Source organism: Metallosphaera tengchongensis (assembly GCF_013343295.1).
Taxonomy (GTDB): Archaea; Thermoproteota; Thermoprotei_A; order Sulfolobales; family Sulfolobaceae; genus Metallosphaera; species Metallosphaera tengchongensis.
Genome location: NZ_CP049074.1, coordinates 2,018,649 through 2,040,122, shown reverse-complemented (window position 1 = coordinate 2,040,122; position 21,474 = coordinate 2,018,649). Strand labels below are relative to the sequence as shown.

Here is a 21,474-nt window from a genome sequence, read left to right as displayed (position 1 = left end):
AGTCTTATAGGACTAGTCCTATGAGACTATATATTAAGAGACGGGAAGAGAAGAAGTTAGAGAAGAGCTTGAGAGGTTGGGTATTGGTCTACGGTAGGAGGAAGACGGGCAAAACCACGTTGGTAATAAACACGTTAAAGGACAAGATTGAGTCGTATTTCTTGATCGCAGACCAGAGTAGCGCAGTCACGCTAGATGACAAGTTCGTAGGTGTTAACGAAGCCCTTGAAGAGACTAAGAGGGTTTTGAAGAAGGGTGGGATTGCAGTAATCGACGAGTTTCAAAGGCTCCCGGAGAGCTATTATTCTGTAATATCCAACTGGTCGAGGAGCGGTGGAACGCTCTTAGCCCTCGGTTCAAGTTACGGTATAGTAAACAAGGTCTTCGATAGGAACAGCCCCCTACTAGGTTACTTTCTCCCCTTCGAGGTAAACATAATCTCTTACGAGGACGTCCTATATCAAGTGAGTGACCCAGTACTGTCAGTAATTTATAGGGACCCGTGGATAATAAGGTTCGAGAACTCTTACGGCGAGATTTTGGATAAGATTAAGGAGTTGTCGCTGGTAGCTAAGGGTCTCATAGGAGAAGTCTTCAAGGAGGAGGAGAGGTATCTCACGGATATCTACTACAGGATCCTGTTGCTCTTAGGGGAAGGGATATGGAAGACCTCTGAGATCAGCGGGATTGTTCAGCCCCAGGGAGGCGAGGCTACGATCTCTTCAATGGTAAATAAGCTGTATAAGATGGGCTTGGTGAGGAAGGTCCCCCTTATATCAAGGGGTTACCACTACGGGATTAGATCTCCAGTCCTGTCCCTTATCTTATACGCAGAGAGCAAGTACTTAGTAAGTGAAAGGGAGGCAAACGTAAGGGAATTACCAATAGGGAGGGAAGTTCAGTTCAGCGTAGGTGAAATGCTGGCGAATTACTTTGGTAGCGTTCAGTACTATTCCGAAAAGGAGGACATCGACGTTATCCTAGTTAAGAAGAGGAAGCCTATATGGGCTTTTGAGGTAAAGATGGGCGAGTTTTCAAGGAGTGAGGCTAAAGAGGCTGTAAAGAGGATGGCAAAGGTAGCTGAAAAAGCGGGGTTGATAAGCCTTAAGGAGAGGCCTGAAGACTACGGAGATCTGAGTCTAGGGCCTGAAGATTTATTAAAAATTGCTGAAGAACTTGTTAAAAAGGAAATGGACTAGTGTAGAGAATGATATAGATCAAAACTTTAGGACAGAAAGACCTCAACCTCTAGGGGTACGTTGAAGGGGTAGTTCAGCTAGTTATGACCTCCTCTCCCCTATAACTTTGCTGTCCCCTTTATCAGGGGAAGGGACAAAAAGTCTTTGGATCAAGCTTAATTCAGAGCAGGAGACTTAAAACCCATGAAGAACGACAGGTTTATCCCACCGTTTTTCCTGGACAACCCCTTGAGGAAAGTAATTACTCCACCCACTAGGGTAGTAGCCAGGTTTAAGGACTTGTTAAGCCCTGGTATGACCGTGTTGGATCTAGGCTCTGGACCAGGGTTCTTCACGGGCGTACTGTCCTCCCTAGTGGAGCGGGGGACTGTCTGGGCTGTAGACCCTGACCCCCGGGCAGTGCAAAGGTTGAAGGCTAAGTCATTTCAAAACGTGATACCCATCGTGGCTTCCGCAAGTAACCTCCCTTTCCTGAAGGACGAGAGCGTCGACTTCGTCTTTTCCAACCTAGTGCTCTGTTGCGTTGTAGACCATGAGGGGGCTATGAATGAGACCTACAGGGTGATGAAGAGGGGAGGAAAGGCCTACGTGAGTTCCAGGAGAGGTAGGGGAAAGGACCCGAGAGACGTGAACGGGGAGGAATGGAAAAGGTTGATTTCCAGGTTTAAGGTCTTGAGGTCCGGGGAGTCGTTCATGGAGTTCTGGGCGGTTTTGGAGAAATGAGATTACCTTCAACGTGATGTCTGACCCCCCATGGGAGGGCTGTGTAGAGTTCTAGGAAGTCACTCCCCCTGTTAGAGTACCTTGTTCAAGCAGACCACCGGGGTTAGGGCCCTTTTCAGTGATCTTGACAAATGAAGGACAAGCCTCGCCCTTCAGGGCGGGAAGGAGGTCAGCTTGGTACTAAATTGTATGAACTTTATAAAAAAATCAAGACTGCAAACACAGGAGAGCGAAACCTAGACCGAGGAAGCGTTCACCCAGACTCGTCAAAGTTCTCCCGAACAACTCCTAGACACGAAGGGATAATGTGACGTAGTCTAGGACGTGGATATCCATGAGCTGGAACCCACGTCCATAGACACCCCTAGGTTTCCTACTCCTCCGCATCCCCTACCGTGGCGTTCGCCATTTCCCTCAACGTCAATATCAAGTTCGCCTGCGCGAAGGCTTGGGGAAAGTTACCGGTGAACTGTTTCCTGTCTGGGTCGATGTGCTCCCCGACTAGGTAAGTGCCCCCGGTGGCCTCCAGGATTCCGGAGACTATCTTGGCGGACTCCTCCATCCTTCCTAGTCTAAGGTAGACTCTAGCTAGCCATAGGGAAGCCAGAGTGAAGGGGTACTTAGCCTCCCCGAGGAAGTCCCTCTCGTACCTCTTTACCTGACCCTTCACCACCAACCTCCTCTCCACCTCCGATAGGGTGTTAAGGAACCTCTGGTCCGTAACCTCCACGAAGTCGTAAAGGGGTAAGGTGAGGAGGGCCGCGTCGACCTCCTCGCTCCCAGGCTTCTTCAGGAACCTCTCCTTGACCAGGTTCTCGTTTATCCACTCCCTTAACTCGTTCCTGGAGTCCCTCCACCGGTTCTCCCTGTCCAAGGACTTCATGATCTTGCCTGCCCTGTCAAGTGCAACCCACATCATCACCTTGGAGTGTGTGTAGTGGGCCCTCACACCCCTCTCCTCCCATATACCCACGTCTTCGAGCTTCCAGTTCTCTGAGACCCAGTCGGCTATGTACTCTATCACATCTAGATGGCCCCTCACGTAATTCGTGTCCCCCGTAGCGACGAAATACTTGTGGAGGGCGTCCATGAAGAACCCCTCGAGGTCTAGTTGGAGCTGAGCTGCAGCTGCGTTCCCTACCCTCACCGGTCTAGAGTTTAAATATCCTGAGAGCCAAGGTATCTCAACCTCCTTGGGAGGGACGGACCCGTCTACTGCGTAGAGAGGGTAGAGGAAGGGCTTAGTGGTGAAGGACACCATCCTCGAAAAGAAGTCAAGTATCCTCCTTGCCTCCGTGAGGTATCCAGCGGAGATCAGGGCATCAGCCACAATCGCTGAGTCCCTGACCCACGCGAACCTGTAGTCCCAGTTCCTAGACCCGCCCTCGATTTCTGGGAGAGAAGTCGTGGGGGCTGCAACAATTGCCCCGGTAGGATTGTAGAGTAAGCCCAGGAGTACGCCCACTGAGGTGTCATAGGCGTTAAGTAACTCCTCCCCAGAGAGGCCAGAGAGCTCCAACTTGGCTACCTTCCCTCTGGACTTACCTCTCTTTAGCTGGCTCCTCCAGTAGTAGATCGTCCTCTCGAAACCTCTAGACAGGTCGAACTTAACGTCCTTCCCGTATATCCCGAACCTATCGTCACTGAAGTGCCCCAGGAAAACGTAACCTTCCCCACTGACAGTCCACGTTTCCTCGTCCATCTCCGGGAAGAGAATGTGGAGTTCTAGGAACTCTGAGTTTTCAGGGTTGGAGAACTTGTAAATGCCCTTGGCGAGCCTCTGAACCTTGGCTTTGTCCCTCCCGTAATTGAAGGTCACGTTGACCTTCATCTTCAAGGGATTGGGTGCCCTGATCTTCCTTACTAACGCGTGCTCGCCCCTGAGGAGTAGGTCCACGACCTCACCTCCCCCCTTTAACTTGGTCTCAACTACGTTAGGTACAAGGTAACTCTGAGACTCAACCTCTCCCTCGACTAAGAAGGAACCTCCCCTCTCTTCGTCCAAGAGTTTAGCGAAAACCGGGGAGGAATCGTATCTGGGAAAGGGTAACCACACGATCTCGGTGCCGTGAATGAGGGCACCAGTGAACTCGTTGTTGAGACAAAGCATTCTGGTGGTCTGCATGGGTATAGAAGAAAGGCGGAAATAATGAAATTTTTGTAATCCGACCTCCTCCCAGTCCTAAAGGAGGGTCACGCTTAGGTCTAAATCGTGATAGCATCAATTAGTTTGCGGTAAACCTTGTCTTAGGAGATGATGTGAGGGTAAAACCAAGTAAACGGTTGAGACTCCTAATTCCCATACGCTTAGATAGGTGTGATAACGAATTCCTATGTGGAGAAGTCCACGATATAGTTTCCTAAGTGGTCAAACCTTGTGGGGAACGTGTTTTCGGGAAGTACCGGTTTCCAAGTAGGTGAGTTTCATCGGATTTAGAAGGTCCAGGATGACACGTAACAAGACGCTGAGGTATTGTTTGGGATTTAACTGGGGAGTTAAAACAAGTCAGAACTTTCGGTCTCCTTTGTAATAACCCTCAGCTACTGACTCTTTTGACTTTCAAAGCACTAGACAATAGACCTCTGCCATCTCTCAGCCATGAAGTTAGGGTTTTCTTCCCTTTTTATATTACCCTAAACATGTGTTCCAGGTTAGTGAGTAGGCAACACTTAATTTAATGGAACCTCCTCAACGAAGGAGGTGTATGATAGGGTGCAGATAAAGTCCCTGGGTCCTCACGATGGAATAGAGTACATTAACGTTGTTTCGCGGGGATTCGTTCCCTAATCCTATGCCAAGTTGGAGCTGCTTTTTATTTCGATGTAATTTCGGTCTAGGTCACAACTTTTACCTTTCTCTTTTCCTGAGGATGCCTTGGCAAAGTAAACGAGTTTAGGTCACTGTTATGGAGGACTTGACAAATGAAGGACAAGCCTCGCCCTTTAGGGCGGGGAGGAAGTCAGATAGCTACCCACCACAAAGGGCAAAGCCTGCCGTTCTTTTATCAAGTGATCTTCCAACGTGGAAAGTGGATAAGCATAGCTCAAGGTGAGCTTTTAAAGCACATTATCCTCTCATCCACGTATCGAGTCTCCTAACCTCGGTCACCTCCCTCCAGCAGGGTCTCAATCATCTGAGCCCTCCTGGCTGGGTGAGGGTGCGTGGAGAGTATGTCAGTGAAAACGCTGACCTTTTTCCTCAACCACTCCTTGACAAGGAGGTAAGGGTCCTCCTCCTCCACCTTCACTGGTGCTGCAGTCACTATTATCCCCGTAAAGGGGTCTAGCCTCACCTTCTGCATATAGATTTCAATCTTCGCCAAGGCTGTAAGTAGGGCCTCAGAACCCTCACCGAGTAGGGAGAAAGAGTGATAGTCCGCGTAGGACTCCCTAAGCCTGTTGAACCATAGGACGAAGATCTGGAGGGTAAACGTAACGATAAAGAGCACTGTTCCAAGGGCCATGAGTAGTAGAGCAGCTAAGAACTCCACCTCATCAGCTGCTAGCAATATTGTGAAGAAGCCCAAGTTGAGCAGGAGCGTACTAATGTACCCTAGGGCAGTCGGGATTAAACCCAATGTCATCCCTATTTCCACGTCCTTGTGCTTTATGTGACCTATCTCGTGGGCAATCACCGCAACCAGCTCCTCCCTGTTGAGTATTTCCAGGAGAGGGACGGTAATCCCGACCCTTCTTCCGGTCAGGGAGTTACCAAAGGCGAAGGCGTTAGGATAAGGGGAGTCGACTAGGAACACCCTCGGGGGCTTAACCCCTGACCTCAAGGCTATTTCCGCCACTAAGTTGTAGAGCCAACCGTACTGGCCACCGGGGCTAACCTCCAAGGAGTTTCTCCCAACTAAGTATGGGGAGATCAGGTACTGTATGAGCCAGAAGACTAGCAACGCAGGTATCATGAAGAGGACGGGGACTTTCAATATCGACGCTATGACCAGTAGGATCAGTCCCTCCGACAACACTACGAGGAGAGTAGAGATTACCATGCTCAGTAGGAGTTTACTTTTAGGGTCCATTGACATCACTAGGAGAAATTAGTTAATAAGAGTTGAAAGTCCTGGAGAACTATCCAACCTATCATTGGGCGAAGGCTTAAGTCACCTCGTTAACTTGACGGATGGGGTTTCCCAGTATCCACCAGTTTCAGTCATATCATCGAGTTTATATGATCTTATGCACCGTGATCTATGATAACACCAGAAAGAGACCTTCCTCAATGTGGGTATGTCCTGAGAGGGACAAGCTCAGACCGGGGGTGTGAGAACTCTTACCCATTATTCTCAAGCTAACGGTCGTTATTAAGAGTCCTCCTTGTCTTCTGTGAAGACCAGGGATTAGGGATCGATATCAGACGTTAACACCATGAAACCCAAGCCCTGCAATTCCCACGTTAGACAAGAGTTAGAGCTTCAAAAACCTAAAACCATACTCGTGATCCCACTGATCAAGGCAAGTACTCCCATGGTAAACACGAGGAGAAGGACCTTGTTGGACTTAGCGAACCTAAGGAGGACGTTGATGAAAGCTAAGCTCACTACGGTTGCTACGATCATGGATATGGCTAACCCATCTGGGCTAAGGTAGCTCAAGCTACTTACTACCTCATGCTTACTGAAGAGTACTGTGACCCCAATAGCCCCCAAGGCTGCAGGTATTAAGGATATGAAAGAGAGCCTGAAGGACTCCTCCGGCCTTACACCTAGGAGGATAAGGGCTGAGGTCGTCATACCGGACCTACTTACCCCTGGGAGGGCAGCTAGTCCCTGGGCTAAGCCTACGACTACTGCCTCTTTCATTGAAATCTCTTTCAGGCTCTTCCTTGGGGTGTACTTCCTCCTAGACACGTGGATCAAGACTCCATCGGTCAGCAGGACCAAACCGAGCACCGTCATGGGAAGTCCAACAACGTCTCCTGAGACTGACGTTTCCACTAGGAGATAGAGCGGTACCCCTACGACTCCTGTCACAACGGTGACTATCAAGAGGTACTTGAGTAGCACCAAGCTCTCCTCGTCCCCTCTCCCAACGAGAGCCTTTAACACTTTCATTAACTCCCTCCTAAAGTAGAGGATAGCAGCTATCAGAGTCCCAATCTCCATAAAGAGGCCGAAGGCATAGGCCGTAGAGAAAGAGAGGCCCAGCAATAGGCTGGAGATTAGGAGGATTTGGGTCTTGCTACTGATGGGTAGCCACTCACTAACTCCCTGGACTATACCTAGGACTATTGCCAACTCTATGAAATCCATGGGCTTAGTTAGGTCAGGAGGAAAAAACTTTAACATATATAGAGTTATATGACTATATAGTAGTTTATAGCTAACCATAGGAGGATGTAGGCAAAGCGTTAAAGTTAGAGGACCTTGGACGGTCGATAGGGTCTGGGGAACGTGAGCCTAACGGTGTCCGAGTCTAGGTATATCCTCTGTTTAAGTAGGACTAGATTACGTGAGGCCTTATGCAGACGAAGACTGGGTACCCAAGTGTTAAATGGACAGACAATGGGACTTAGCGTATTTCATTTATATTATATACAATATGTACTGCGGTTTGTTCAGTCTAAATCCGTGGTCTACATGACGCTCTAACCCCACGTAACGCTCTAATACTTCCAAGTTGATTAAAATTTTTACTATATAATGAATAGACTCGGATTTAATGAGGAATAAGTAAGCATTAAGGCTTAAAAATGATATATATAAGTAATAACTAATATGATAATCACAATAAATACGGAACACAGTGTAGAATCCTTGAGGGTGATCCTCTCTGACCCATCCTTCTTATTACCCAGGCTGTTCCCAACAATAAGGAAATTAGAGGTTATGGGTTCCTCCTTTAACGGGGTCGCCAAATACTTAACTTTTGAGCACAGGATTTACGGGAACGTGTTCTTCTCTGTCAACGAGATAACCTATCCCTTCACCTTAGTTTTCAGAGAAAGCACCGGTACTGGTAGAATCACGATAACGCTACTGGACAAAGAGGTGAGGATAACTCTAGATTATGAGGGTTGGATGGGGTTCCTATCCAAGGGGCTCCTCAAGAGATGGCTTGAGAGCTTCTCCAAGGACTTCAACGAAGTAATCAGGCTCGAAAGGATAAAGAGGAAGATATGACCAGAGAAACGCAAGGCTGATAACCTGAGAAAAACTTCTTACCTTTTCCTACTCAACAACGCTACCGACAGTCCAGCTACTCCTATCACCAGCAAGAGTGGGATAAACACAAGGTAAAACGCGTTACCGTTCGTCCCTTGTCCCGAGGGTTGCGCGTAAGCGTCAGCCTTTATGAACGGTAGTGGAGGAGAGTAATTCCCCATACCCAACGCTTTGTACATCTCCTGGTAAATGGTGTAGTTATTGTTTATCGTAGCGACATAGCCCTGGTGGATGGGGTACTGTAGGGGTATAGGGTAGGTCCAGTTCTCAGGAGTTAAGATAATGGGAGGCCTAGGGGAGGTGAAGTTGAAGGCTTCAAGGATTCCGCTATAGCCAAACTCCTTTACAATCGGGTTGAGGGCAGGGAGGTGCCAGTTGTAGTCGATGAAGGCCAGTATGGAGTACCCAGAGGACGTGTAGTTATCCACGAAACCCTCCTTGGCGTAAGGTGATATTAAGATGAGGGGTACTCTTTGCCCCACTGTGAAGTAACCATCCATCCCTGGTACCGTAGAGGACTTAGCTAGCCCATAACCGTAGAAGATCGGTGGAGGTACCGGGTCGTAGTAACCTCCTCCTTCATCGAAGGTTATGAATATCGCTGTCGAGTTCCAGTCAGGCCCCCTCATGACCGCGTTGATCACCGTGATGAGGGCAAGCTGAGAGAGTGTAGTGTTGAAAGGAGGGTGCATATCGTAACCGGGGACGTGGTCGTCATACCCGTAAGGCCCAGTGAACATCACGAAGGACACTGAGGGGAGGTTCCCAGACTCAGCCTGGCTAATGAAGTCTGAGATGTCGTGATAGTTCGCGTCCCAACTTGAGGAGCCCTTAATCAAGCTCACTGGAAGGGGGGCAGTGTTGTTATACCCCAGGTAGAGGTCTGGGGACAGGAGTTGGAAGTCCTTGGAGTAACCGTACTGGTACCACCCCCAGCTCACTTGGTTCTCGGTGAGCTGGTACAGGACGGTCTCGTTAGCAGGGATGTACCCGAACTGTGGGGAGTCGTTTGTCGCTACGGTTGGGAAACCAGTGATGTAAGCTATCCTATTGGGTACTGTGACAGAGAGCTCAGGGGAAAAGTAGTTGTCGAAGAGGGTGTACTCCTCCGCGTAGTCCCATAGGGGGTTTGGGTTTCATCGGATCTCATATAATTTGATATCAATCCTCAACCCTTGGGCCTCACGGGAGTCGAGTGAATTCTTCACCTTCATCCTCCTCCGCCCCATTAGCGGGGTAACCCCGACCCACTTAGACGGAATACCGTCTAGGTGGGGAAACCCGCACATCTTTAGGTAGATGTTCAGGGAAGCGTTCAACTGCCTGTCTAACTTAAACCCACACCTCTCACAGGCGAAGGTCTTACCTACCTTTCGGGATATAAACCCACATCTGGGGCAAGACCTAGAGGTAAGGTATGGGTTGACCTCGAAGACGCGGGAGCCGAAAAGGAGGGCCTTATACTTGAGTACCTTGTGTACACTCCTCCACACGGTCCTAGAGATCTTCCTAGACAGCTTACTGCTAGCGTTCTTAAACATGTCCTGCTTGTCCAGTCTCTCAACTGCGAAGGTGGTGAAGGGGTATAGCTCAAGTAGAGCGTTGACAAACTTGTGCACATAGTCCAGAACCCTGTCCCTCTCTCGGTGGGAGTACTTCCTCAACAGCTCTCTCCCCTTCTTACCGTGCTTAGACGCGAAGGACTGTACCTTACCCCTCTTCTTGACCATACCGTATTTCAGGGAGTATAACCCCTTGAGTGAGAAGGTAACGAACTTCTCACCGTCGTAGGCGTCTAGGGCGAAGAGGTTTGAGTCAATTGCTAGGAAGTCCAAGGGAGTCTGTTTCGGTACTTTATAACGGAAAGGCAAGTACACTTTATCCTCCTTGATCACTGGCTCACCAAGCTCTAAACCCTTAACTCTATCCTTAAACCACGCACCCCTCCACGAAAAGGTCAAGTACTCGTGAGGTCTTACCGTGACCCTTACCTCGTCTTTGACCACCTTCCTGAGCGTAGACTTAACCCTAACGTAAGGTCTCTTCAACCTAGGCTTTCCTAGGGACACCCTACCCCTTATCGCCCTCTTCCTCCAGGACCTCAAGATGGAGAACGCGTCGTTTATAGCCTTGTCTACGTAGTGTGATGCCAGTGGGTTCACCTCCTCTAGTTGGTCCCTCAACCCCTTGTACACCTCCTTCTTTTTTGGAAGGGTCACCCTCACTCTCTTGTGGTGTCTTCCCCTCCTGTCTGTAATGCTCTCTACTTCTACCCTCGTCTTGTTCCACAAGTGGTCTAACACCTTGTCCAACAGTCTCTTATACTCCCTTATCAAGAGGAGTGTCTCTCCCCTCCTCTCGTTCTTGACAGCGTAAGTTAAGTAGATGGACTCCTCTGGTGGTGTGAAGCTGTTAATCCTTAATCTCCTCGACGCATCCCTTCACCTCCTCGTACTCCCTGGTTCCATATAACTCACCCACTGAATCACGAAAGTATTGCGATTAAGTCCTAGACTTTCCCGCTCTGAGTCCTGTCCTCTCCCTCCAAGACCTGGATTCCGCAGTTATGAGCTTCACACACCTCCTCCACTACCCCGGAGCTGGACCCACTGACCTGTGCCTAAACGCGACTTTAGAGACCTCGTCGTAGAGGGCCATCCTCAGTCTTCGGGATTCCTTCCTCTCCATGTCCAGGCCTGGACCATGTCAGTAGTAACAAGGTCATATTCCTTCACTCTATCCTTTATGTAGACCTGTTTTAGCTCGTCCTTCTGTGCGTCTGACGACACTCTAGCGTAGAGGGCCACCTTCCTCTTTTTCACCGTGCCCACTAACCTCCCCACGTCTTGCCTAAACCCCATTTACCTCTCTCTAGGACGACAGGCTTCCCTAACCCTGTTTAACTTAAGTCCACAACGGAAGGTAGGATATGCCCAGTCTCTCCCATACCTCTTTTGGTCCTAGCATCGTATAAGATCTTGATATGGAGTTATATAAACTCAATATTCTGACTGAAACTGCTGACAAGGCTGGTGCCTGCTCGTAAGATATGTAAGCTAGGCTCTGTGGCCCAGAACCGTTGACGAATCCGTCCATCCTCCCGTAGTCCCAGTCCACGTGGTAGTTGACGTAACCCTCTACAGGGTCCTTCAGGACCACGTTACCTGCATAGTATGGGTGGAGTACCTTGTCCCCGTACTGGACTGAGACCCAGGACACGTTCCCGCCCTGATCCAAGAGCTGGAGTACGGAAAGGTTGTACACGTAGTTAACTGGTCTCATCAAGTTCAGGGTGATGTTGTTCTCCAGGACTGGGTACCCAAAGGGATAGGTACCGAAAATGCTGTCGAAAGCGTGGTTCTCCAGCTCAATGAACACCACGTGCTTAATGGGAGTAGCAGTCCCCTGGGGAGTTTCTGCTTTACCTATTACAAAAAAAGAGGAGAGCACGAGGAGCACAAGAAAGATGAACAACTTAGCTTTCATTTGTCCTCTATGCCTACATCCAGTCCTAGAATTAAAGGATTCCCTATAGATAAAAAATAAAGAATATAGGCCTATATACCCAACCTACTTTTGTCCAGGTCTCTCCAACTCCTCCATTTTCCCTGTCCTCACGTCCTTCCCCCTCATGAAGGAGAAGACAGTTCCCAGCCCCAAGATGACTGCTGATATGAGGAACGCCAGGTGTAGCCCCGTCACGAAGACTGAGGAAAGACCTCCATCTAGCTTGGAGGTACCCAGAAATATCTCGAAGGCTACGCTCTTAGGTATCGCAGCAGCTGCCACTGAGAGTGATACCACGTAGCTTAGTATTATCCCTACACCTCCCAGGGTCCTGGAGAGCCCTGAGATTGACCCGAAGTAGCCCTTTGGAGCGCTGGACATGATAGCGCTCGTGTTGGATGGCCAGAACATCCCGGACCCCACACCGTTCACCCCTGCCACAAGTAGGATTAGGTAGTAGGGCGTGTCTGGGGTCAAGATCAGGTAGTAGAGGAGGACTGATAGCATGATCACGCCTATCCCTATTGTGGAGAGCCACCTGGAACCGTGCCTGTCTGTAAGTCTCCCCATGTAAGGGGCCAGAAAACTGGCTATGACGTACCCAGGAAGGAGGACCAGGGACGCGTCGAGGGGAGAGAGACCCCTCACGCCCTGAAGGTACATGATGAGGAGGAAAGTGATGGCCATACCTCCGATCCCCTGCATAAAGTTGGCAGTCAGGGAGTAAGCTAAGAGCCTGTACTTAAACGCCCTGAGGTCTATCATGGGGTTCTCCACTCTCGTCTCGTTAAAGATGAAGGCCCCTACGAAGGCCAAACCGAGCAGGAGTAAGACGTCTGACACCAAGGATGATCCAGCACTGGCCATGGAAATTGATGAGTAGGATATGAGAGTCAGTCCGACCCCTAGGGTGAGAGACCCCGTGATGTCCAGCTTCCTGGGGACCTTATTCACGTCCTTAATGTTCTTGATACCCAGGACTAAGGCTACTATCCCTATGGGTACGTTGATGTAGAAGATGTATTGCCACCCAAAAAAGGTAGTGAGGCTCCCACCCAGCACTATCCCCAGGAGGGCACCGATGTTCCATCCCAAGGAGGTGAAACCGTACGCCCTACCCATCAAGTTAGGAGGGAAGTGGTCCGCCACTATGGCCCCACTGTTGGCTGACATCATGGCTCCCCCTACTCCCTGGATTACCCTGAAGAGGATAAGGACATACACGCTATCCGAGAGGCCGCATAGCGCTGACGCGACAGTAAAGATGGCGAAACCTAGGTTAAACATCCTAGCTCTTCCAAAGATGTCCCCTACTCTACCCATCTGTGTTGAAAATATGGCTGAGACCAGAAGGTAAGCTAACAAGACCCATATTGACGTGAAGAGGTCTGCGTGTAGGTCCTGCGTTATTTGGGGTAGGGCGAGGAGGACTATGGTGCTATCTACTGCTGCCATCAAAGTACCGAGGACGAGTACCAGTAATATGATAGTTCTGTTCATAGGAGGTTAGAAATCTAATCATTAAAAAATGTATCTTAACTGAGAAGAGGTCTAATTATCGTTCTAAGGAACGTGGAAGTGCTGGGACAGACGTGAATGGGTATGTCGACCAGGGATGTGAGGGTGTGGAAGATGACTTCATACTCGCCGTGCGGGTTTCCCCTCGTTGGTTAGAGTGTGGATCTGCATTTGAGGGGGTTGAGGGGGAAAGGATACCTCCCATATCGATTCATGATTGCGATAACGTCGAGGACGTTTTCATTACCGCATGACAGCTAAAGTACATAAGAGACCTCTGCCATTCTCCCCACTTAGGGTGTGTAGTATTGGAGTAGTGAGGGTCTACGTCACGGCTCTCAGTCTTTTTTGCCTACCGCCCTGACTACTGGACGCGTTTACACTACTTGAGACAGCTAAAGAGACTCTAAAAGTTGATACTGAAACCCCCAGGCCCTCCTTGCTGTCCTTGCGGTAAGAATGGCACTAGTGCCTGGGCCAACTGTTGCGCAGTTAAGGTATGTAACCAGACTCTCCCTGGACCCGTAATGGTCACAAAGAAGAGGCCCTCGTGGGAGAAAAATATGGACCTCAGACCTCCTACCAGCTGCACTGAGTAGTTCATCCCCTCCTGAAAAGCCATCAAGTGGGACGCCTCCACCTGGATGGTCTCCCCTGGGGCCAAGTCCTTGATGTACAGCCCACCGTAAGCGTGGAGGAACAGGTTCCCCGTCCCCCTGAACCTAGCCAGGAAGAGCCCCTCACCTCCCAGAATACCAGCGCTCAACCTAGCTAGTGACGCATCGTACTCAACTGTAGTCTCTGCCGCCAGGAACGAGTGGGACTCAGCCATTATCCCCCCTCCCTGCATGGGTACACTGACTATTTTGCCTGGGAAAATCCCAGATAGCACGACCTCTCCAGGTCCGTAAAACTCCGTGACGAAGAAGGAGCCACCTGTGATTGCCCTCTTCAGGCCTGAGAGAAAACCTCCCCTTAACCTCGTCTGTAGTGAGACCCCTGAATCCTTCATGACCATGTGGCCTGCGTCTGCGTATATACCCTCTCCCTGAGAGAGCTGGACCTTAAGGTATTGGAGATCTGCTCCCACGACCTGATATTGTGGCATACTAATCAGATAAATTTCCAATTAAAATAACTTTTGGTTCTAAAGGGGTGAGTTCGACTAGTGCGGTGCTCCATCAGCTAGTGAAGGTGAGCAGGGTTTTTATCGTGCAGTATATCTAGTTAGCTTAGAAAAGTACTCAACCCACGTTAAAGGGTCTAGGACCGAGTCTGAGACCTGAGGGGAGAGAGCGAGAGCGAATTTAGTCAGAGGAGTAACCAGCGTCTCAGCCACTCCGTCTAGTCCATGTGGTCTCATGCGACCATGTCATGACGAGCCCTGGAAGAGACCTACCTTAATTTGGGCTGCATCTGAGAGGTGAAGGCTAGGCTAGGGGTGTATAAGGGTGAGAGGAATTCTTGATCCACTGAAGCCAAAGGGTTAAGGACGTATTAGACATTACTAAATCCTGAGCGAGACCCCATCTAGACGGAGTCAAGAGACGTTGTTCAGTCCAAAGGTCTTCCTAGTCCCTGGAGACCCAAGGTCTGAGGTCCACCTACCCTTCCAAGATCCCTAGTCCTCCTAGAGACCTCATATTACCCTCGCCAGCTCACTTACGACAGTTATAACGAAGACGCTCCCGAGAAAAGAGTACATGACTGAGGGCCTCATCCTGTTTGCTATCCTCGCGAAGAAGTAACCCGAGGTCAAGGCTGTCACCCCTATTATGGCTGAAGCCAAAAGGTCGATCCTCCCTAGGGACAGGTAAGCGATACTACCGCTAGTTGCTGAAAGGAGCATCGCCAAGGTAGCAGTCCCCACCATCTTCTTCACATCTACGGAGAAGAGCAACATCATTACAGCTATGAACATGATCCCCCCGCTAGCGCCCAGCGTCCCCGTTACCGTTCCTATACCTACGCTTAGGACAAAGGCGAGGGCGTAACCCCCCTTGAGGTTTATCCTCCTGACCTTGATGTTGGGGTTCCTTGACCTCCTGAAGGACACGTACGCCATGTACCCTGCGAAGACCACGAAGGCTAACTCTAGATACCTCTCAGGCACTAGAAGGGCTACCCTAGAGCCCAGCTGGGCACCGAGGATAGCCCCACCTCCTAGGACGGACGAGGTCCTCACGTCGACGTTACCGAACTTAAAGTAGACCGGGATGACGGAGAGGGTTGTGATCACGTCCACGAGTAGGCTAACGCCCACGGACTGTACGAAGTCCAAGCCCAAATAGGAGAGGGCTGGGACCACGACCAGGACTCCGCTTGAACCAGTAATCCCAGTTAACGCGCCAACGGCCAGCCCAAGGAGGACGAGTAGATATACGGGTACCATGCTGGTAAAGGCGAGGGCAAGTTTAATAGCTTTATTGGCTGACCTCCCTCCGAAGAGTTAGGCTTGTAACTTTAACGTCGAGGTAGAGCCAGGTGTGGGTACAGAGCCGTCTGACGCAGGTAAAGAAAGCTCTTAATCTGTTAACAATGCGCTTTTCTACTCATGACTCACCTCTAGATGGAGAGCACTTGGTCCGAAACCCCTTCTCCGGACGTGGTGAGACCACTGACATCCCTTAAGATGTGGCTAGTCCTGAACTCTTGCCCAGTCCAGTCCAGACGTTCTCACCTGGACACCTCTCCACCGTGTAGGTATTCAGTAATAACTGGAATTAAAGAAGGGGAAAACTATTCAGGGACACCCCAGCTGAGGTCAACGTAACGCACGATTTGGGTAAACGTTTATATATCGAATTTAAAACGGATCTCGTATGAAAAGAAGGAATTTTCTAAAACTTATGCTAGTTTCTGCTTCCCTCATAGCTCTGTACCGCCTAGGGGGCAACGGACTCAACTCCCTACTCCACACCAACGGAGTGACTCCCTTCGGTAGCTGGTACATAGTCCAGGTGGGCAGCACTCCCAACGTAAACGTTGAGAACTACGTCCTGACGGTGGACGGCGACGTCAGCAACCCTCTACAACTGACCTACAGCCAGCTAACCTCAATGCCCTCAGTCACCGTAAAGGACACCATACAGTGCGTCTCAGACCCGCTCTTCCTGCGGGCGAACGTGGAGTGGACTGGGGTCCCCCTCTCTAACATCCTCCGACTGGCTGGACCCGACCCTTCTGCCATAAAAGTCCTCACTTTTGGTGCCGAGGGTTATACAGCTGACCTCCCGATAGAAAAGGCCACGGACGACGTTATAGTCGCTTACATGGTCGACGGAAAACCCCTCCCCCAAGTACACGGATACCCGGTCAGGATGGTGGTCCCAGGTTGGTGGGGGTACACCTACACCAAGTGGTTGGTCAGGATCCACGTAACCTCTAAGAACGTGTTAGGCTATTGGGAGAGCCTGGGGTACCCAGACGATGCGGTCAAGTGACCTTTGCCTGGCTAGCGCAGTCCTCCTGTCCATGGGGGCAGCGCTCAAGTTTGTCCCTCTACTCCCTGTGGCTTTGATCCTGATGGTCGGTCAATATAAAAAGGCCTTTAACCCTGTATCCAAGGACTCAATATATAACCCGGCGGTACAGAGGACCACAGCATACGTCCTGTTCGCCCTTGCCCTCCTTGAGGGGCTCACTGGTTTCGGGGCAGGGCCTCAGACCTCCACGGTAGTTAACGAGGTAACCCTTGGGCTCCTCGACAGGGGAACCAGTCTGCAACTGCACTTGATCCTGATAGCCCCACTCTCCTTCTTCTTCATAGTCCACTCCACCTCAGGTCTTGGGAACCTAATGCTGAGGAGGGGAGTAAAGAACCCCTTAGTCTACTCCTACCTGTTACCCCTGTCCATGGTGACCCTGTTCGTAATAGCGTTCTACCTCGACACGCTGTACTTTTAGTGAGCGCTAGACCACCATGACGGGGGCCATCAAGGCCCAGGGAAGGTCGTAAACTACAGCAGTATAGTCCCTAGAGCCGTGCTCAGCCCCTAAAGCCCGTCTGTGGAAAACGTTTCTCCTCACACTCCGGTCTCTCCTTGTACCACGGGAGTTCCAGTCAATGCCATCCCCGTGCCCTAAACGTTGAAGCCCCTTAACATTTGCGTCCTCTTTTGGTCTAATAACTTCCTCACAAAACTTTCCCCTTTTTGTTAAATTTTCTAAAATAAACTAGAAATTTCCAGATAATAATATGTATATGATAAAAATTTATTAGTCCAAAGCCTAGTTAAAGATATGAACCCGTTCCAGACCTTGGTCCTGCTGTACCTTGTGGGGATGATGTCCGTAGACCTTTCAGTCCTCTACTACGTGTTGAGGAAGCCACTTGTCAGCAGGGGAGCGGTCCTCTTCACGTCCTCCATCCTCCTCTACATGTCGCTGGAGGCCATGGACCTGGGTTACATCATCTTCCGCCACGGGTCTCTCCTGGAGGAACCCGTGACCCTTACCCTAGCGTCAGTCCCAGCCTTGCTCTCCCTGAAGGGCAGGGACTCTGTCATCCGTTGGAGGTCAGACCTAAGGTTGGCCTCGGTGTTGGGCCTGACCCTAGTTCTAGATGAGCTTTCCATGGGGTACCTCTATTCCCTAGGTTTCGGACCCGACCTCAACCCTCTAGTGTCCTCGGTGAGCAACCCGGCCTTTGGGGCAATGATGCTCGCGGACGCGGTCTTCTTCTTAGCCCTCGCTGGGGTAAGGGACTTGAGGGAGATCTCAGTGTTTACCTTCGCGGTCTCCATGTCCTTTATGCCAAACGTGTTTATATCCTTCCCGAGATACGTACTCCTCGTCACGTCAGTCCTCTCGTCAGCGGTCATGGTAGTGAACATCGTTACGCTCTACCTCCTTCAGATGAAGAGCGCGTCATTCAACGTCCAACTGCTCTCGTTCTCGCTGGCTGGGCTAGACCTCTTCATGATGCTTGGGCTCGTCACGCTGTCCTCCGGGTTGGGGATGGAGCTGATCTCGACCTCCATGATAATCTCCATGGTCTGGTACTTCGTCTTGGTCCTCCACAACTTCCCGGACAGGAGGACTAACCTAGGGTTGAAGCACGCTCTCACCTTTCTGGCCCTGGTAAACCTGACAGAACTAGTTATGGGCCTCGGGAACAGCGTCCTGGGTTTTACGGTGACCAACTCCATGTACAACCACGTTGGAGTCCAAGGGATGGGGAATACCATGGGTAAGACCATGAGTATGAGTCCGTTCTCCAACCCGTTCTGGTGGCTCTTCCCCATGGACCCCTTGGTAATGGTCTCATCTTCTTTTACCCACATGCTCGCGAGCACGCATGACCTCCTCCTGACCTTGGTCTACACCTCCTACGTGGCAGTCATGGCCACCACCATGACCCCCTTCTACGTCATAATGATGGGGGCCGAGATGGGCTTTCTTGTCTACGAGAGGTACAGGAATGTGACCAGGATTAAGGGATGGACCTTGGCCATCCTCGTTGGGGTCCCAGTCTTCGTCTGGCTCATACCCTACTACACCAACCTTTACGTCTTCGGCATGAGCGGAATGATATTCCCAGTGACTGTCCTGAGCTTCACCTTATCCTTGATGGGAATAGCCTTAGCGTCAACCCTCTTTGGGAAGAGGGCCTACTGCAACCTGGTCTGCATGTCAGCCCACATGTGGTCAAACGCTTTCTACGACAGGTTTAAGCCCAAGAGGACCCACAGGTTCTGGGAGTACTTTAGGTGGTTTCCTTTCACCCTGATGGTGATAACGTTCGTATACTGGGCCCTCGACGAGCTGACCCAGTCCCACGCGGAGGTCGACCCTCTTAACCTTTACGGCATGTTCACCCTAAACTACGTGTGGTGGTTTTTCTTCTTCTTGACACCTATCTTTGGGACTTACTCATGCTCCAGGCAGGGCTGGTGCGGTTTTGGGACTTTCGTAGGGCTGTTCAACAAGGTCTTGTTCAAGGTTAGGGCAAAGGACGTGGAGACCTGCAGGAGTTGTAACACTGTGGAGTGCGAAGGGGCTTGCCCAATCAAGATAGAGGTGAGGGAGGACGTCCTATCCAAGAGGTACGTGAATAGGATAAGTTGCGTAGGCTGTGGAGACTGCGTGGAGAGCTGCCCCCATGAAAACCTTATCATAACTGACGTAAGAAAAAGGGGTTAGTTGGAGTTCATGACGGTCGTTCGCGCAGCCCTTAGGGACAGTTCCTTAGAGGTACTTACACCGCGTGGGCTACGTTACCCTATTGGGATGGCTCTCTCGCTACGGTATTAACCCGGTTAATAAACCTCATTGTTCAGCCTAATGTTCTCGTTTTTTACTTAGGAAACGCGAGTTATAACCATGAAAGTGGTCAAGAGCATATGTCCCTTCTGCGGAGTAGGTTGCGGAGTTGAGCTCTTCGCAGAAGGTCAGTTCATATCCAGGATCTCCCCTCTCCAAGAGCACGTGCTCAGCAGGGGACACCTCTGCGGTAAGGGGACGCTTTCACACGAGCCCCAGTACTCATGGGACAGGCTAATCTACCCCCTGAAGAGAGTTAGGGACGACTTCTATAGGATTTCGTGGGAGGAGGCCATCACCGAGATCTACCTTAAGCTCAAGGAGGTAATATCGCGTTACGGTCCCGGGGCCGTCGCGTTCTACGGTGGTTGTCAGAACACGTTGGAGGAGGTCTACTCGATGCAGAAGCTGGCGAGGGCCTTGGGGACGAACAACGTCGACTCCTGCGCTAGGGTGTGCCACGAGCCCTCAGCCCTCTCACTGAAGGAGATGGTCGGGATAGGGGCATCCTCAATTTCAGCTTCAAAGATTCCGGAGATGAGGGTCGTGGTAATAGCTGGGGAGTCCCTCACCGAGAGCCACCCGGTCCTCTCCCAGTACCTCACCCAGGCCAAGATCAACGGGACCAAGTTAGTTGTAGTTGACCCCAGAGTGACGGGTACCTCCAAGCTCTCCGACCTTCACCTAAGGCTCAGGCCAGGCACGGACGTCGCCCTCTACAACTCCGTAGGGAACTACCTGATACAGCACGGTCTATTCGACCAACAGTTCGTGGAAGAGCGGACCTCAGGGTTTGACGACTACTCCCGTGGAGTGTCCAAGTACACCCTAGAGTACGCAGAGAGAGTGACGGGTTTGAACAGGGACCAGATAGTTAAGTTCGCTGAACTGATAGCTGGGAAGGGCGTCATCTTCTCCTGGGGCCTTGGGCTCACACAGACCTCAGGGGCTAGGGGGGTCATGTCCTACGTGGACCTAGCCCTCCTTACTGGGAACGTGGGTGAGGCTGGAGGGGTCCTGGTCTTCAGGGGTCAGACCAACGTCCAGGGGTCAGGGGACCTGGCTAAACCTAACGTCTTCCCCATTGGGGACATGACTGAGGAGAACGCCGAGAAACTTAAGGAGGTCTGGGGGTTCAAACCTCCCGTCGAGCCCGGTCTAACGGTCACCCAAGCCCTCCTGAGGGACTCAAAGGTCAGGGCCGTGGTCCTCCTAGGGTTTAACCCTGCCTTTAGTATGCCGAATAGGAGAGCTGTGGAGAGGAGGTTAATGGAGCTCGACCTCCTCGTCGTCCTCGACCCGTTCATGACCCAGACCGCTAAGTTTGCCCACTACGTGCTACCTACCGCGGTCTGGTCGGAAAAAGAAGGTTCAGTGTCAGACCTTGACAGGCTGGTCAAGTGGAGGTTCAAGGCAGTCGACCCACCGGGAGAGGCTAAGGGAGACCTTGAAGTGTTAGCAATGCTGGGGGAGAAGTTCAACGTCAAGTTGGACGCAGATCCGGAGAGGGTCTTCCGTGAGATGAGGTCCGTGACCCCGATCTACTCTGGTCTGGAACTGGACAAGGTGAAGGACTACTCCTCCAACTCCAGGTACCCCAACGGGGAGATCTCCCTCTACGGCCAAGGCTTTAAGACGAGGGACGGGAGGGCAAGGTTTAAGTTCTATGACCAGGGGGAGGTGAAGGGTGGGCTAGTCCTCATTACTGTCAGGAACGTAACTCGGTACAACACGGACGTCTGGACAGGTAGGATGCCCGGTTACGGGGGGTACGAGTCGTCGATCCTCTTGAACCCTAGCGACGCCAAGGGGAGGGGGATCGCGGATGGGGATACAGTCAAGGTAAAGTCGGAGTGCGGTGAACAGGTCTTTAAGGTCAGGGTCAGCCAAGAGGTGACTCCTGGGACTGCTGTAACCTATTTCCATGACGGAAAGGTCAACTACGTGGTCTGCGATGAGTTAGACGACCTGTCTTTCACACCTAAGTATAAGTTCACGTCGATTGAGGTAGAGAAGGTGGAGAGGAACCCAACATGACGACTCCTACTCCCACAAGTGAGCGGACAAGCTAAGGCAGGTTCTCCAAGACG

General features: G+C 51.0%; 14 protein-coding genes and 3 pseudogenes. 7 read left to right on the top strand and 10 right to left on the bottom strand.

Annotated features, from left to right (window positions below; translation table 11 throughout):
* Positions 1 to 20 precede the first annotated feature (20 nt).
* Positions 21 to 1,199 carry an AAA family ATPase gene (locus tag GWK48_RS10705; protein WP_174632153.1) on the top strand — a complete coding sequence of 393 codons (1,179 nt, stop codon included), beginning with the start codon at positions 21 to 23 and terminating at the stop codon, positions 1,197 to 1,199.
* 183 nt (positions 1,200 to 1,382) lie between these two features.
* Entirely contained in the window at positions 1,383 to 1,922 is a 540-nt protein-coding gene (locus GWK48_RS10700) for a class I SAM-dependent methyltransferase (RefSeq protein ID WP_174632152.1), read from the top strand.
* 373 nt (positions 1,923 to 2,295) lie between these two features.
* On the opposite strand, the gene treH1 is transcribed toward GWK48_RS10700, so the two are convergent.
* From treH1 to GWK48_RS10685, 3 genes are all read right to left on the bottom strand, one after another.
* Entirely contained in the window at positions 2,296 to 4,047 is a 1,752-nt protein-coding gene (gene treH1 / locus GWK48_RS10695) for an alpha,alpha-trehalase TreH1 (RefSeq protein WP_246263816.1), read from the bottom strand.
* Positions 4,048 to 5,017: 970 nt separating this feature from the next.
* Positions 5,018 to 5,953 (bottom strand): zinc metalloprotease HtpX, encoded by a 936-nt coding sequence (locus GWK48_RS10690; protein WP_174632150.1) that lies wholly within the window; start codon positions 5,951 to 5,953, stop codon positions 5,018 to 5,020.
* A gap of 393 nt (positions 5,954 to 6,346) precedes the next feature.
* Positions 6,347 to 7,183, bottom strand: a complete 837-nt coding sequence (locus GWK48_RS10685) for an undecaprenyl-diphosphate phosphatase (protein WP_174632148.1) — start codon at positions 7,181 to 7,183, stop codon at positions 6,347 to 6,349.
* A gap of 465 nt (positions 7,184 to 7,648) precedes the next feature.
* Here GWK48_RS10685 and GWK48_RS10680 point away from each other — a divergent pair, with 465 nt between their 5' ends.
* Positions 7,649 to 8,053 carry a DUF3211 domain-containing protein gene (locus GWK48_RS10680; protein ID WP_174632146.1) on the top strand — a complete coding sequence of 135 codons (405 nt, stop codon included), beginning with the start codon at positions 7,649 to 7,651 and terminating at the stop codon, positions 8,051 to 8,053.
* 38 nt (positions 8,054 to 8,091) lie between these two features.
* Here GWK48_RS10680 and GWK48_RS10675 read toward each other — a convergent pair.
* From GWK48_RS10675 to GWK48_RS10645, 7 genes and pseudogenes are all read right to left on the bottom strand, one after another.
* A pseudogene (locus GWK48_RS10675) lies at positions 8,092 to 9,207 on the bottom strand (alkaline phosphatase family protein); the annotation flags it as partial.
* A 24-nt stretch (positions 9,208 to 9,231) separates the two neighbouring features.
* Positions 9,232 to 10,512 carry an RNA-guided endonuclease InsQ/TnpB family protein gene (locus GWK48_RS10670; protein WP_174632763.1) on the bottom strand — a complete coding sequence of 427 codons (1,281 nt, stop codon included), beginning with the start codon at positions 10,510 to 10,512 and terminating at the stop codon, positions 9,232 to 9,234.
* Positions 10,508 to 11,062, bottom strand: a pseudogene (locus tag GWK48_RS10665) (IS607 family transposase). Before GWK48_RS10665 ends, GWK48_RS10670 begins: the two are co-directional and overlap by 5 nt.
* Positions 11,063 to 11,173: 111 nt before the next feature.
* Positions 11,174 to 11,581 (bottom strand): annotated as a pseudogene (locus GWK48_RS10660) (alkaline phosphatase family protein); the annotation flags it as partial.
* Between the two features lie 84 nt (positions 11,582 to 11,665).
* The gene (locus tag GWK48_RS10655; RefSeq protein ID WP_174632144.1) at positions 11,666 to 13,102 is read right to left on the bottom strand and encodes an MFS transporter; all 1,437 of its coding nucleotides are present in this window, start codon (positions 13,100 to 13,102) and stop codon (positions 11,666 to 11,668) included.
* A gap of 424 nt (positions 13,103 to 13,526) precedes the next feature.
* Positions 13,527 to 14,228, bottom strand: coding sequence for a TIGR00266 family protein (locus tag GWK48_RS10650; protein ID WP_174632142.1), 702 nt, complete (start codon positions 14,226 to 14,228; stop codon positions 13,527 to 13,529).
* Between the two features lie 531 nt (positions 14,229 to 14,759).
* Positions 14,760 to 15,512, bottom strand: coding sequence for a sulfite exporter TauE/SafE family protein (locus tag GWK48_RS10645; RefSeq protein ID WP_174632140.1), 753 nt, complete (start codon positions 15,510 to 15,512; stop codon positions 14,760 to 14,762).
* Positions 15,513 to 15,942: 430 nt separating this feature from the next.
* Here GWK48_RS10645 and GWK48_RS10640 point away from each other — a divergent pair, with 430 nt between their 5' ends.
* From GWK48_RS10640 to fdhF, 4 genes are all read left to right on the top strand, one after another.
* Positions 15,943 to 16,563, top strand: coding sequence for a molybdopterin-dependent oxidoreductase (locus GWK48_RS10640; RefSeq protein ID WP_174632138.1), 621 nt, complete (start codon positions 15,943 to 15,945; stop codon positions 16,561 to 16,563).
* Positions 16,550 to 17,026: a hypothetical protein gene (locus GWK48_RS10635; RefSeq protein ID WP_217451754.1), complete on the top strand. Its 477-nt coding sequence runs from the start codon at positions 16,550 to 16,552 to the stop codon at positions 17,024 to 17,026. Before GWK48_RS10640 ends, GWK48_RS10635 begins: the two co-directional genes overlap by 14 nt.
* Before the next feature lie 336 nt (positions 17,027 to 17,362).
* Entirely contained in the window at positions 17,363 to 19,264 is a 1,902-nt protein-coding gene (locus tag GWK48_RS10630; protein WP_174632136.1) for a 4Fe-4S binding protein, read from the top strand.
* A 180-nt stretch (positions 19,265 to 19,444) separates the two neighbouring features.
* A complete protein-coding gene (gene fdhF, locus GWK48_RS10625; RefSeq protein ID WP_174632135.1) occupies positions 19,445 to 21,421 on the top strand; it encodes a formate dehydrogenase subunit alpha in 1,977 nt (658 codons plus the stop codon).
* Positions 21,422 to 21,474: the final 53 nt, after the last annotated feature.